The 13,806-nt window shown below is 72.2% G+C and carries 10 protein-coding genes; 4 read left to right on the top strand and 6 right to left on the bottom strand.

Features of this window, described 5'->3' with window-relative positions; translation table 11 throughout:
* Positions 1–79: 79 nt before the first annotated feature.
* The 3 genes from ACGFZA_RS29370 to ACGFZA_RS29360 are packed head-to-tail and all read right to left on the bottom strand — an operon-like array spanning position 80 to position 2,801.
* Positions 80–787 (bottom strand): maleylpyruvate isomerase family mycothiol-dependent enzyme, encoded by a 708-nt coding sequence (locus ACGFZA_RS29370; protein WP_385276483.1) that lies wholly within the window; start codon positions 785–787, stop codon positions 80–82.
* Positions 787–1,635 (bottom strand): fumarylacetoacetate hydrolase family protein, encoded by an 849-nt coding sequence (locus ACGFZA_RS29365; RefSeq protein ID WP_393683037.1) that lies wholly within the window; start codon positions 1,633–1,635, stop codon positions 787–789. The genes ACGFZA_RS29370 and ACGFZA_RS29365 overlap by 1 nt, the downstream gene beginning before the upstream one ends.
* On the bottom strand, positions 1,632–2,801 hold the full coding sequence (locus ACGFZA_RS29360) for a cupin domain-containing protein (RefSeq protein ID WP_393683035.1): 1,170 nt from the start codon (positions 2,799–2,801) through the stop codon (positions 1,632–1,634). Before ACGFZA_RS29360 ends, ACGFZA_RS29365 begins: the two co-directional genes overlap by 4 nt.
* 270 nt (positions 2,802–3,071) lie before the next feature.
* On the opposite strand from ACGFZA_RS29360, the gene ACGFZA_RS29355 reads away from it, so the two are divergent.
* Both ACGFZA_RS29355 and ACGFZA_RS29350 read left to right on the top strand, forming a co-directional pair.
* Positions 3,072–3,845, top strand: coding sequence for an IclR family transcriptional regulator (locus tag ACGFZA_RS29355; protein WP_393683033.1), 774 nt, complete (start codon positions 3,072–3,074; stop codon positions 3,843–3,845).
* Between the two features lie 499 nt (positions 3,846–4,344).
* Positions 4,345–5,982 carry an MFS transporter gene (locus tag ACGFZA_RS29350; RefSeq protein ID WP_393683031.1) on the top strand — a complete coding sequence of 546 codons (1,638 nt, stop codon included), beginning with the start codon at positions 4,345–4,347 and terminating at the stop codon, positions 5,980–5,982.
* A 111-nt stretch (positions 5,983–6,093) separates the two neighbouring features.
* Here the strand turns inward: ACGFZA_RS29350 and ACGFZA_RS29345 are convergent, their stop codons facing one another.
* Positions 6,094–7,098 carry an Lrp/AsnC family transcriptional regulator gene (locus tag ACGFZA_RS29345; protein WP_393683029.1) on the bottom strand — a complete coding sequence of 335 codons (1,005 nt, stop codon included), beginning with the start codon at positions 7,096–7,098 and terminating at the stop codon, positions 6,094–6,096.
* 341 nt (positions 7,099–7,439) lie between these two features.
* Here ACGFZA_RS29345 and ACGFZA_RS29340 point away from each other — a divergent pair, with 341 nt between their 5' ends.
* Positions 7,440–9,080, top strand: coding sequence for an MFS transporter (locus ACGFZA_RS29340; RefSeq protein WP_393683027.1), 1,641 nt, complete (start codon positions 7,440–7,442; stop codon positions 9,078–9,080).
* Positions 9,081–9,157: 77 nt separating this feature from the next.
* On the opposite strand, the gene ACGFZA_RS29335 is transcribed toward ACGFZA_RS29340, so the two are convergent.
* Both ACGFZA_RS29335 and ACGFZA_RS29330 read right to left on the bottom strand, forming a co-directional pair.
* Positions 9,158–10,939, bottom strand: a complete 1,782-nt coding sequence (locus tag ACGFZA_RS29335; RefSeq protein WP_393683025.1) for an ABC transporter ATP-binding protein — start codon at positions 10,937–10,939, stop codon at positions 9,158–9,160.
* Entirely contained in the window at positions 10,936–12,783 is a 1,848-nt protein-coding gene (locus ACGFZA_RS29330; RefSeq protein WP_393683022.1) for an ABC transporter transmembrane domain-containing protein, read from the bottom strand. The genes ACGFZA_RS29335 and ACGFZA_RS29330 overlap by 4 nt, the downstream gene beginning before the upstream one ends.
* A gap of 250 nt (positions 12,784–13,033) precedes the next feature.
* On the opposite strand from ACGFZA_RS29330, the gene ACGFZA_RS29325 reads away from it, so the two are divergent.
* A complete protein-coding gene (locus ACGFZA_RS29325) occupies positions 13,034–13,774 on the top strand; it encodes a hypothetical protein (protein WP_393683020.1) in 741 nt (246 codons plus the stop codon).
* Positions 13,775–13,806 lie beyond the last annotated feature (32 nt).

Here is a 13,806-nt window from a genome sequence, read left to right as displayed (position 1 = left end):
CCCGGGGCGGGACAGGGCGGGGGCGGGGCGGGGACGGGGCGGGTGAGCCAGACCGCACGCCCCTGCCCCGTCCTGTGCGTCAGAGCCAGCGGGCAAGGACGGGCACCGGCCCGCCGCCGGGCGCCACGAGAGCGTGGGCACGACCGGTGAGATACGCGGTGATCTCGTGGAGCTCTCCGACGATCACGGTGGGCTCGCCCGCCCCGGGGAGCTTCCAGAACGCACCGCTGCCCGTCGCCTCCAGAACCAGCGCAGGGCCGGACTCCTTGGCGCGCTTGGCCACGACGTCGTCACAGAGCGCGGCGAGGAAGCCGGCCGGCAGGTCCGCGAAGGTCGGACCGGTGCCCAGGTCGACCGCGTGGACACACACCTCGCGGGAGCGCATCCAGGGCAGTTCGGCGGCGGGGACGGTACGGCCCTGCGCCGTCACCACCGGGGCCTGCCACTCGGCGTCACCGAGAACGGCCGTCGCTCCCGCCAGCTCCTCCGCGCTGCGGCGCAGCCAGGCGGTGAGCTCGGCGGCCGGCATCGCGGCGCCCCGCTCGATGCCGGCGGCGCGCTCGTCCGCGGAGGCGTACATCGGGGTCGGCTCGCCCGTGGCGGCCCAGTGGACGAGGTTGCCCAGGGCGTCGGCGTTGGCCGCGACATGCGCGACCAAGTGCTTGCGGGTCCAGCCGGGCAGCGCGCTCGGCGCGGCCAGTGCGGCGTCCGCGAGGTCGGCGGCCCGGACGAACAGGGTGGTACCGAGCTGCGCCCAGCGGCGCGCTTCCTCGAACGTACGGGACATCAGGCGGACTTCTCCTTGACGACGCGGTTCTCCAGGCGGCCGATGCCGTCGATCTCGGCGACGACCGTCTCCCCGCCCAGCAGGTAGCGCTCCGGCTTGCGGGCGTGTCCGACACCGCCCGGGGTGCCGGTGGCGATGATGTCGCCAGGGTTGAGACGCGTGATCGTGGAGACGTACTCCACGAGGTGCACCGGGTCGAAGAGCAGGTCGGCCGTCGTGTCGGACTGCATGAGCTCACCGTCCACGGTGAGCCGGACGTCGAGCGCGGGCCGTACGCCGCCGGGCAGCTCGTCGGGCGTGACCAGGAACGGGCCGACGGGGGTGCTGGAGTCCCACATCTTGCCCTGGAGCCACTCACGGGTGCGGAACTGCCAGTCCCGGCAGGTGAGGTCGTTGAGGACGGTGAACCCGGCGATCGCCTGCTCGGCCTCCTCGCCGCGCACTCGGCGCACCTGCCTGCCGACGACCACCGCGAGCTCCACCTCCCAGTCGAACCGGTCGGTTTCCTCGGGCCGCCGGATGTCGTCCCCCGCCCCGATCAGGGAGTCGGCGAACTTTGCGAACAGGGTGGGGTGTTCGGGCAGGTCCCGGCCCATCTCCGTGATGTGGGTGCGGTAGTTGAGCCCGACGCAGATCACCTTCGAGGGCTGCGGAACGACGGGCGCGTACTCGGCGCCTTCCACGGTGTACGTCGCGGAGTCCGCGGCGGTGGCCGCGGCGGCGTGTCCGGCCCAGTCGTCCCGGCCCAGCAGGGTGCCGACGTCCGGGACACCGAGGCCGGTCAGGACGTCGCCGTCGACCCGGACGGCCTGGGTGGTGGTGCCGGTACGGAGGGTGGCGAGCTTCATCGGGTGGTTCCTTCCACATGGGTGCGGTCGAGCCGGAGGGCCTCGAAGATCGGGGAGTCGCTGAAGCGGAACAGGTCCAGGGCGCCGGAGTCGGAGTCGGTGGTGCCGGCCTCGGACCGTACGGAGAGGGGCTGCCAGGACGGGACGACGAAGAGGTCGCCGCGCGTGACGGTCCAGGACCGCTCCCCGACGGTGACGGTGCCCGAGCCGTCGAACACCTGGTAGACCGAGGAGCCGGTCTCGCGGACCGGGGCCGTCTCGGCGCCGCGCATCACGCGGTGCATCTCGGCCCGGATGGTCGGCAGGACGTCGGCCGCGGTCGCCGGGTCGGTGAACCTGACGGCGGCGTGACCGGGCCCGACGGTGCCGGCGAAGCCCTCCGCCTCCAGGGCGAGCTGGTCGCTCAGCGCCCGGTCGGTGTGCTCCCAGCGGTACGCGAGCAGCGGCGTGCCGGGGGCGGACCCGGTGGCGGCGACGGGGCGCAGCCCGGGGTGGCCCCACAGGCGTTCGGCGCGCGAGCGGTCCGGGGTGATGCGTTCGGCCTCGCTGATCCCGTTCCGGCCGAACTCGAAGAACTGGGTCTCACCCGCGTACTGGAACGGAATGTCGAGTCCGTCGATCCAGGCCATCGGCTCGCCGGTGGCGTTGTGGTGCGCGTGCATGTTCCATCCGGCCTGCGGCAGGAAGTCGCCACGGCGCATGGCCACGGGATCGCCGCCGACGACCGTCCACACACCCTCGCCCTCGACGACGAACCGGAACGCGTGCTGGGTGTGGCGGTGCTCGGGGGCGTCTTCCCCCGGCATCAGGTACTGGATGGCGGCCCACAGGGTGGGTGTGGCGAAGGGGCGGCCGCCCAGGGACGGATTCGCCAGCGCGATGGCGCGGCGCTCGCCGCCACGGCCGACCGGGACGATCTCGCCGGCCTGTGCCGCGAGCGCCCGCACCTGTTCCCAGCGCCACACGTGCGGCACCGCGTGGGAGCGCGGATGGGCCGGCATCAGGTCACCGATCTCGGTCCAGAGCGGGACGAGGAGTTCCTGTTCGAAGCCCCGGTACAACTCCTTGAGTGCCGGGGTGACCTGGGGCTGGCCTGCTGCGTCGACGGCCCGGAGCCGGACGGGAGAGCCCGTGGCGATGTCTTGAGCGGGGGAGGACTGAGTCACGGCCTCAGCGTGCGCCCGCTTCGCACGCAGGACATGTAGATTCTGGAGAGCAGAATCTTTGCCTTCGCCCTCGCCCCTGTCCGGCACGCTGCCGCACCGGGGGGACAGAAGCGCAGACGCGCCCTGCCGTACGGGACATGGGGGCGCAGAACGTCGCTGCCGTTCCGGATACGGGGGCGCAGAACGGCGCGCCGCCGCAGCGGAGGCGGAGGCGGGAGACGCGCGCTGCCATGCCGGACGACGCGGCGGCAGCCCGCCCGAGGAGGCACTGTGGACAAGCCGCTCAAGACGCCGCCGCCGTATCCCGTCGCGAGCGTCGACCATGCCCTGAGAGCGGCGACCATGCTGCAACTGGAGGGCGGGGCGACCGTCTCGCAGATCGCCGAACGGCTGGGGGTCGCCCGCTCCACCGCCCACCGGCTCCTGGCGATGCTCGTGTACCGGGACTTCGCCGTTCAGGACGAGAACCGCGTCTACCGGGCGGGCCCCGTCCTCGAACTGGCGGCGCACTCGCAGTCCCAGGTGTCCCGGCTGCGGGCCGCCGCCCTGCCCCACCTGCACCGGCTGGTCGGCCTGCTGGACGAGACCGCCAACCTCACTATCCGCACCGGAGACACGGCCAGGTTCATCGCCAGTGTCGAGAGCCGGCAGGCGCTGCGGGTCGGCTCCCGGGAGGGGATGGTGTTCGCGGCGCACCGCACGACCGCCGGGCTGCTCCTGCTCGCCGGGCTGGACGACGGCGAACTGGCGGAGATCTACTCCGCCGCGCGCTACCGCGACCGTCCCGCGGACCGCCCGGACCTCGCGCGGCTGCGGAGCGAGCTGCGGCGTATCACCCGTAACGGGTTCGCCGTGAACCAGGAGCGCTCCGAGCGCGGGCTCGTCGCGGTGGGTGTCCCGGTGTGCGACCGGGACGGGGTGGCGCAGGCCGGCCTGTCGGTGTCGATGCCCAGCGTGCGCTACGACTCGCACGGCCTTCCGTCGCTGGTGGCAACGCTCAACGCCGCGGCGCGCGCGATCGAGGCGGAGCCGGCCGAGGGGTAACGCCCCGCGGCATGGCGGTACGTCCGGGGGCGGTGAGTCCGCTGGGCGCACCTCGGCGTGCCGGTGTGCGCTGCGGTGCCTCCACACCCGCTGCCGCGCTCTCCCGTGCCCCCACCTTCCGCGCACCCCTCTCTTCTTCCGTACGCGTCGCGCCCGGGCAGCCCCATATTACGTCGAGGCAATTTACCTTAAGCAACGTACATTTCATTGACATGCTGTATGGCGAAGTGTCATTCTCCACGGCACCACGCCGGATTCGAGCCGCGTGCCTCCTCCCCCTTCGCCGTGACCACGGCAGCGGCTCGCCGCACCTGTCCGCCCAGGACAGGCCCGCGACGCTCGACGACGACCTCGTCGGCGTGCCCGGGCCCGGAGAGCCGGCGTGAACGGTGAGCGACGCGCGACGCTCCCCGCCCCCCTCCCCTCGCTACGGCCGTCGGCCGGAGCCGGCCCCGCCCGAGACGGCGGGGCACTCACCTTCCCAGCCAGGGAGAAAGCAATGACGCTCAACAAAGGGACAGCGACGTCCCACGGCCCAACCGCGGGGGCTGCCCGGAAACCGGGCTACGCGGGGACGCTGGCTGCCACCAGCTGCGCGGTGTTCGTGGCGCAGGTCGCCAACGCGCTGCCGGCTTCGCTCAACGGGCTGTTCCAGGAGGATTTGAACACCCACGGTTCGCAGCTGACCTGGATCACCTCGGCCTTCATGGTCGCCGTGGTCTGCTTCGAATTCACCTTCGGCGTGCTCGGCGACCGGTTCGGCCGCAAGAGGCTGATCACCGCGGGCGCGGGCATCCTGGCCATCGGCAGTGCAGTGGCCGCGGTCGCACCCAGCGTGCAGGTCCTCTGGGTCGGCGCGGCGCTCAACGGTCTCGGCGCCGGCGCCCTGTTCCCCGGCTCGCTCACCATGCTCGCGTCGGTCACCCGCACTCCGCGGGAGCGGGCTCAGGCGGTCGCGCTGTGGAGCGGGTTCCTGTCCGCCGGTGCGGCCCTCTCGCCCCTCCTCGGCGGGGTGTTCGCCGAGGTCGGTTCCTGGCGCGGATCCTTCTGGGTGCTCGTAGCTCTGGCCGTCGTGAGCATGGTGCTCACGCTGCTGCTGACCTCCGAGTCGAAGTCTCCCGAGGGCCGCGAGCTCGACATCCCGGGCCAGGTCACGTTCGCGGCCGGTCTCATCCTGGTCCTGTACGCGGCCGTCGAGGGGCCCGAGTCCGGTTGGGCGACCCTTCCCGTCATCCTGTCCGGGATGCTCGGTCTGGTCTTCCTCGCCGGCTTCGTCCTGGTCGAAGTGGGCGCCACGTCCCCGATCTTCGACCTGAGCCTGTTCCGCAACCGTGCCTTCACGGTGTCGTCCGTCGTCGCCGTGATCGGCATGCTCGCCTTCCTCGGCGCGTGCTTCGCGACGAGCATGTGGCTCGGTCCGGTCCAGCACCAGGACCCGCTGCGCGTCGCCATCCCGTTCCTGCTGCTCCAGGGGCCCGCGTTCGTCCTGATCCCGGTCGTCTCCCGGCTGCTGCACCGCGTCGCCCCGAGCCGGCTGCTGACGTCGGGCTTCGCCCTGATGTCCATCGGCTGCTTCCTCTGCACGGGACTCGACGTCACGGACCCCGGCCTGACCGCCTTCGTCGTGCCCGACCTGCTGATCGGCATCGGCTTCGCGCTGTGCGTGAGCTCGGTGACGGCCGTGGCGCTGGACAGTGTGCCCCCGCAGCTGGCCGGCATGGCGAGCGCGACGACCAACATGCTCCGCGACCTCGGTTTCGCGCTCGGCCCCGTCGTCGTCGGCGCGGTCGCCCTGTCCAAGGCGGCCTCGGCGTTCTCGTCGAACCTCAACGGGGCGGATCTGCCGGCCGACCAGCTCGGAGCGGCGCGCGGAATCGCCGGGCAGGGCGGGCCGATCGCCGTGAACAGCCTGCCGCCCGGCACTCCGGGGTCGGCGGCGCACGATCTCGCCCTCGACGCCCTGGGCAGCGGTTTCGGCACGGCCTTCCTCATCTGCGGTACGGCCGCGGCCGTGGCCGCGGTCCTGACGGCCGTCGGCTTGATCGGTGTGCGGTCGCCCGACCGCTCCTCGGACGGGGACTCCGCGGAACCCGCCGCCGCAGAGCGGGACGGGACGCCCGAGCCTGCGGCGATGTAGCGGCCGCCCCGGCCGGGGCTTCCGCAGGTGGCCCCTCCGGCCTGGGCCCGGTGGAAGCCCGGCCCCGGCCGGCCGGAACCGCCCGGCACAGTCCGGCACAACCGGAAGCCGTCACCGGACAGGTGCGGGAGGGACCAGTCGCCCGTGTGAGATGAGGGAGGCGGCCTGCTTGAGGCGCCGCACCCGGATGCTGACCCCATAGGTGTCGATGCCGGGGGTGGTGGCGAGGCGGGTGGTCAGGTATCGGTAGAAATCCTCGGCGTCGCGGCAGATGACGATGGCCATCACGTTGTGGTCGCCACTCGTGGCGGCGGCGAACGCGACCTCGTGGTGGGCGGCGATCGCGTGTCCGGTGCTTTCCAGACGGGCGGGGGCGACGCGCAGCCAGAGGGTGGCGTTGAGGTGGTAGCCGAGGTGTTCGGGCAGCAGGTCGATGTCGTACGAGAGGGTGCCGGACGACTCCAGGGACTCCAGCCGGCGGGCGACGCGCCCCTTGGACCACCCGGTGACTTCGGCAAGCCGCGTGTATGAGGTGCGGCCGTCCTCGGTGAGTGCGTCGAGCAGCGGGCGGTCCTCGGCGGTGAGGGGGAGCAGCGTGCTTGGCGGGGCGGAGGGCGGGCTGCCGGCGCCGGCCAGCCGCTGCTCCTGCTCGGCGGTGAGGTGTCCGCCGTAGCCGGTCCAGCCGGACGTGCCGAGGTCCCCGAAGGGGTGGATGAGCAGGTCGATGGTCAGGTCGAGGACGGCGCCGGACCGGGGGAGTTGCTGGAGCAGCATGTTCTCGCGCGGGGTGTGGAGCGGTGAGCGAATGACGCAGATGATCTCCGAACCGCCCGAGGCGATGCCGACGTAGGCGATGTCGGGGCGGCGGGCGAGCGAGTCGGCTAGAGGGCCGGCGCGGTCGGGACGGCAGCGGATGCGGGCGACCCACTGCGCCTCACCGTGCACGGCGGGATCGACCAGGCCCACGACCCGCAACACGCCGGCGCGGCGCAGAGCCTGATAACGGCGGGCCGCCGTCTGCTCCGATACTCCGCTCACCTCACCGATGAGCCGGAACGGGGCGCGCGGTGCGTGATGGAGCGTGCGGAGGATTCTCATGTCTACGTCATCGGCCACGACGGAATTGTGCCACCGTTCGCTTCCAAGATGGAGGTTTGGACTCGAAGGACGCCGCCGCTTCGTTGATCTCGCGTGGTCTCGCCGAAGCTGGGACGCGGCCTGGTCCGAACCGAGGGGCCCGACGTGTCCCGGCTCCCGCCTCGTGCGGGCGCCGACGGCGCCGTCCGGGCTACGCAGCGGGCCGGAACCCGCGCTTCGGGGGACGGGGGCCCGCGCTTCGGGACGGAACCCGTGCCCGGGGGAACGGGAGCCCGCACTTCGGGACGAACCCGTGCTTCGGGTGACGGAACTCCGCTGGACATCTACCGCGGCGCACCGCGTCGCAAAGGAGTGCTTCCTTGAACGTCACACCCTTGGCGGGCGGTCGGCCCGACCGTCGGGCGGCCACGCTCGTCATGGCCTGTCTGGGCGTCTTCATCGCCTACTTGCCGGTGACCACCGTCTCCGTGAGCCTGCCCGCCATCCAGGCGGCGCTGGGCGCGTCGACGGCCCAGCTGTCCTGGGTCCAGGACGCGTTCGTCCTGCCCATGGCGGCGTTCATCCTGACGGCCGGTGTGGTCGGGGACGTCCACGGGCGCAAGAAGGTGTTCCAGGCGGGCCTGCTGTTCTCCGCCGTCGGTGCCGCAGTCGCGCTGGCAGCGACGTCGGTACCGTTGCTGTGGGCCGGCCAGGCACTCGCCGGGGTGGGTGCGGCCGCGCTGCTGCCCACGACCCTGGCCCTGATCAGCCATGCCGTGCCCGACCACCGGGAACGCGGCAAGTTCATCGGCCTGTGGGCGACATCGCTCCTGATGGCGCTGGCCGTCGGACCGTTGATAGCCGGTGTCGTGCTGGAGCACGCGGCCTGGCGGTGGATCTACCTCCTGGTCATTCCCGTCTCGCTGATCGCGATGGTCTTCGCCGCGCGGCTGCTGACCGACTCGCGTGCCCCGCACGAACGGCGGCTCGACTGGCCGGGCCAGATCACCGCGGCGGTGTCGATCACCGCGCTGGTGTACGGAGTGATCGAGGGCGGTGCCGGATCCTTCACCGACCCGCAGGTCCTGGTGGCGCTGTTCGTGGCAGTGGCCGGTGCCGCGGCCTTTGTCGTTGCGGAGCGGCGCAGCGACAGCCCGATGCTGGACCTGGCGCTGTTCCGCAGCCCCGCGTTCACGGCCACCACCCTGGTCGCGATGATCACCTTCCTGGGACTCATCGGCTTCTTCTTCCTGCTGAGCCTCTACTTCGGCCTGGTACAACAGCTCGACACGCTTCAGGCCGCCTGGCGCCTCCTCATGGTCACCGCCGCCTCCATCGCCGTCGGCGGTCCCGTCTCACGCCTCATGCACCGGGTTCCCGCCCGCACCCTGATCACCGCCGGGCTGCTCGTGGTCTCCGGCGCGCTGCTCTCGATGACCACCCTCGACGCGGACACGTCGTTCGCCTCCCTCTCATGGCGGCTGGTCCTGCTGGGCTGCGGGATGGGCGGCGTCCTGACACCCATGACGGCCACCGCGGTCGCCTCCGTCCCGCACCACCTGGCCGGTATGGCCGCGGCGGGCAACAACGCCTTCCGGCAGATCGGCGGCGCACTCGGCCCGGCCGTTCTGGGCGCCCTCCTCACCTCCAGGGCCCTCGACACGTTCCCCGCGCATCTCACCGAAGCGGGAATCACGGGAGCGAGCCGGCAGAGCATCGTGGACGCCGCCCGGGAGGGCGGGCTGGGCGCGGTCGCCGGGATGAACCTGGGCCCGCACACCGGCCAGGCCCTGGGCGCCGTCGGCGACGCCTTCCTCGACGGGCTCCGGCTGTGCCTGATCGTCGCCGCGGCACTCACCCTGCTCGCGGCCGTCGTCTCGGCGGTTCTGCTCCGGCCGAGGGCGTCCACCACGAAGGTGACGGCTTCCCCGGCCACCCCGCAGCCGGTGGCCGGCCCCGCCGCCGACGCGGGCACATCCGGACCGGCAGGCGACCCGGCCACGGTGCGGCAGCCCCGGTGACGACGACGCCTTCCGGCGGAGCGGTGCGCTCCGGCCGGAAGGCGGTCGTGCGGGAACCCCCGGCGGGCCCGTCCGGCTCAGCCGTGCCAGGACCGCCACAGCGCCGCGTACGCGCCGTCCGCCGCCACCAGCTCGTCATGACTGCCCAGCTCGCTGATCCGGCCCTGCTCGACGACGGCGATCACGTCCGCGTCGTGCGCCGTGTGCAGCCGGTGGGCGATGGCCACGACCGTACGGCCGTCCAGCACCCGGGCCAGCGAACGCTCCAGATGACGGGCCGCACGCGGGTCGAGCAGCGAGGTCGCCTCGTCCAGCACCAGCGTGTGCGGATCGGCCAGCACCAGCCGGGCCAGCGCGATCTGCTGCGCCTGTGCGGGAGTGAGCGCCAGACCGCCCGAGCCGACCTCGGAGTCCAGCCCCTCGTCGAGCGCCCTGGCCCAGCCCTCCGCGTCGACCGCGGCCAGCGAGGCCCACAGCTCCGCGTCCTCGGCGCCGGTACGGGCCAGCAGCAGGTTGTCCCGCAGCGACCCGACGAACACATGGTGCTCCTGATTGACCAGAGCCACATGCGTACGGACACGCTCCGCCGTCATCTGTGACAACTGCGCACCTCCCAGCGTGACTTCGCCGGTCCTCGGCGCGTAGATCCCCGCCAGCAGCCGGCCCAGCGTGGACTTGCCCGCGCCGGACGGGCCGACCAGCGCCAGACGTGTACCGGGAGCGACGTCCAGCGACACCCGGTGCAGCACGTCGAGACCGGCGCGGTAGCCGAAGTGGACCTCGCCGGCGCGCACCTCACGGCCGTCCGGGGCCACACCGTCGTCGCCCGCGTCCGGCTCGATCTCACGGACCCCCACGAGTCGGGCCAGCGACACCTGGGCGACCTGCAACTCGTCGTACCAGCGCAGGATCAGGCCGATCGGATCGACCATCATCTGCGCGAGCAGCGCACCCGTCGTCAGCTGCCCGACGGTGAGCCAGCCCTCGATGACGAACCAGCCGCCGAGCATCAGGACCGCGCCGAGAATCGTCACGTACGTGGCGTTGATGACGGGGAAGAGCACGGACCGCAGGAACAGCGTGTACCGCTCCCAGGCCGTCCACTCCTTGATCCGCCGGTCCGACAGCGCGACCCTGCGCGCACCCAGGCGGTGCGCCTCCACGGTCCGCCCGGCATCGACCGTCTCCGCGAGCATCGCGGCGACCGCCGCATAGCCCGCGGCCTCCGAGCGGTACGCCGACGGCGCCCGGCGGAAGTACCAGCGGCAGCCGACGATCAGCACCGGCAGGGCGACGAGCACCGAGAGCGCCAGCGGGGGAGCGGTGACGGCGAGCGCCGTGACCAGCAGACCCGCCCACACCACCCCGATGGCCAGCTGCGGCACTGCCTCACGCATGGCATTGGCGAGCCGGTCGATGTCCGTGGTGATCCGGGACAGCAGGTCACCCGTCCCGGCCCGTTCCAGTACACCCGGCGGCAGCCGCACCGAGCGGACGAGGAAGTCCTCGCGCAGATCGGCCAGCATCTCCTCGCCCAGCATCGCGCTCCGCAGGCGCATCATCCTGGTGACCACGGTCTGGACGACCAGCGCGATCCCGAAGATCGCGGCGGTCCGGCCCAGGTGAAGGTCGGTGACCCCGTCGGACAGGTCCTCGACCAGTCCGCCCAGCAGGTACGGGCCCACGATCGACGAGATCACCGCGACGGAGTTCAGCGCCGTGACCACGACGAACGGCCGCCGGTGGCGCCTCATCAACTCCCGGACGTAGGTGCGTACGGTCGCCGGGGTGCCGACCGGAAGGGTCGTCGCCGACTCCGGGGCGGCTGGGTCGTACGTCGGTGGTGCGACGCCGATCATGCCCTCTCCTCGATTTCCTCGATCGTGCCGATCGTGTTGATGTCCCGGTCGTTGTGCGGTGCGGCCGCGATCTCGTCGTCGGTCTCACGGGTGACGACCGCGCGGTAGAGCGGTTCGTCGCGCAGCAGTTCACGGTGGGTGCCGACCGCCACCACGGCGCCGTCGTGGACGAGCGCCACCCGGTCCGCGAGGTCGAGCAGCAGCGGCGACGAGGCGAACGCCACCGTCGTGCGGTCCTTGCGCAGCGCCTTGATGCCCCGGGCGACCCGCGCCTCGGTGTGCGAGTCGACGGCCGATGTCGGCTCGTCGAGCACCAGCGCCTCCGGATCGGTCACCAGGGAGCGCGCCAGGGCGAGCCGCTGACGCTGACCGCCGGACAGCGACCTGCCGCGTTCGGTGATCCGGGTGTTCATGGGGTCGCCGTCGGCGTCGACGGACGCCTGGGCGAGCGCGTCCAGGACGTCGCCGCACTGCGCGGCCGCCAGCGCGTCCAGGGGTGTCACCCGCCCGGACGACGGCACGTCCAGCAGTTCACGCAGAGTGCCGGAGAGCAGCACCGGATCCTTGTCCTGCACCAGGACGGCCGTCCGGGCCGCCTCCAGCTCCAGTTCGTCCAGCGGTACGCCCCCGAGCAGGACCGACGGCAGGCCGGGTGGAGCGGTGTCCTCCGCCTCGCCCTCCTGCGCCGCGGCCGGCTGGGCATGGCCGCCGAGCCGGTCCGCGAGCCGCCCCGCCTCGTCCGGATCGCCGCAGACCACCGCGGTGAACAGGCCCTCGGGAGCCATCAGACCGGTGGCCGGGTCATAGAGGTCACCGGCCGGAGCGGCATCGACCGTGGACGGACGTGCGACCCGGTTCAGCGACAGGACCCGGACCGCGCGCTGCGCGGACGGACGGGAGAAGGAGTACGCCATGGCGATCTCCTCGAAGTGCCGCAGCGGGAACAGCATCAGCGTCGCCGCGCTGTAGACCGTCACGAGCTGACCGACGTCGATCTTCCCGTCCCGGGCCAGCGCGGCTCCGTAGGTGACGAGTGAGACCAGCAGCACGCCCGGCAGCAGCACCTGGATCGCCGAGATCAGCGACCACATCCGCGCGCTGCGCACGGCCGCCTTGCGGACCTCCTGCGAGGCGCGCCGGTAGCGGCCGAGGAACAGCTCCTCGCCGCCGATGCCGCGCAGCACGCGCAGCCCGGCCACCGTGTCGGAAGCCAGCTCGGTGGCCCGGCCCGCCTTCTCGCGCTGGACATCGGCGCGGCGGGTGGCCCGGGGGAGCAGCGGCAGCACGGCGAGGGCGAGCAGCGGCATGGAGAGCGCCACGAGCACGCCGAGAGAGGGCAGATACAGGACGAGCCCGACGCAGATGATGACCAGGGCCGCGGCCGCGGCGGCGAAGCGGGAGAGCGCCTCGACGAACCAGCCGATCTTCTCCACGTCTCCGGTGGACACCGCGACGACCTCGCCCGCGGCGACCCGTCGGGTCAGCGCCGAGCCGAGCTCGGCGGTCTTGCGGGCCAGCAGTTGCTGGACCCGTGCGGCTGCGGTGATCCAGTTGGTGACGGCGGTGCGGTGAAGCATGGTGTCGCCCACCGCGATCAGCACGCCGAGCACCGCGATCATGCCGCCGGCCAGGGCCAGCCGTCCGCCGGACCGGTCGACGACCGACTGGACGGCGAATCCCACGGCGAGCGGCAGCCCCGCGAGCGAGCACTGGTGCAGCAGACCCCAGGACAGGGACTTGAGCTGTCCGCGGATCTGGTTGCGGCCGAGCCAGAGCAGGAAGCGAGGACCCGACCGGACATCGGGATCGCCGGGATCCGAGTACGGAAGATCGCGAATTTGCATGACGTCCCAAAAGATCGGAAGGAGCTGAGATCCACGGGGGATCTCCAGAAACACGTGGGGGAGGCGTGTGGGGGGACCAAACCGTCCAAGCCTCGCCTCCCGCCGTGGCCGAGGCAAACCCTTTTACGGTCCGGGCCCGTGAGAGCACCGGGGCGGCCGGGCCGGGCCACGGAGTAAAGATTGGGCACGCATCCGCCCGTCCTCGCCGACGGGGACGGCCCGGGACACCGATGAGTGCGAGCATGGACGAATGCGTATAACCGGTGCGGTACGAGTGGCGGTCTCGGCGGCCGCCTGCGGTGTCCTGCTCACGACGCTGACCTCGTGCGGCGACGGAGGGGACACGAAGAAGGGCGACGCGCGGTCGGCCGGCGCCCGGAAGGACGTGGACGAGCCCCGGACCACCGGCCTGAAGCGCATTCCGGACGTGGGTGGCCGCTTGCGGTCACAGATCCCGGACGACTCCCGCCAGGTCGTCGCCGTGTACGGCGCGGGAAGAAACTCCGCGCAGTCCACGGTCGTCCTGTACCAGCGGACCGGATCCACCTGGGACAAGGCCGCCGGCTGGAAGGCCCACAACGGCCGCAAGGGCTGGACCGCCGACCACCACGAGGACGACAAGCGCTCCCCGGTCGGCGTCTTCACCCTCACCGACGCGGGCGGCGCGCTGCCCGACCCGGGTGCTCTGCTCCCGTACAGCGAGTCGGCTGCCATCCAGGCCCCCCGCTACTGGGCCAAGCCGTACTGGCACGACTTCGACTACGTCATCGCCATCGACTACAACCGCGTCAAGGGCACCGCCCCCAACGACCCGACGCGCCCCGAGGGTCAGTCGAAGGGCGGCAGTATCTGGCTCCACATGGACCACGGCAGCGGCACATCGGCCTGCGTGAGCCTGCCGAAGGCGGCCATGGTGAAGCTGCTGCGCACACTGGACCCCGAGCAGAAACCGGTCGTGGTGATGGGCGACCGAGTCGCCCTCAAGGCCTGAACGTCACGTCCGGCACCAGGGGCGCCGGTCTG

Source organism: Streptomyces sp. NPDC048211, assembly GCF_043202315.1.
GTDB lineage: Bacteria > Actinomycetota > Actinomycetes > Streptomycetales > Streptomycetaceae > Streptomyces.
The sequence above is the reverse complement of the archived record's forward strand: the minus strand, read 5'-3'. Positions and strand labels throughout refer to the sequence as shown.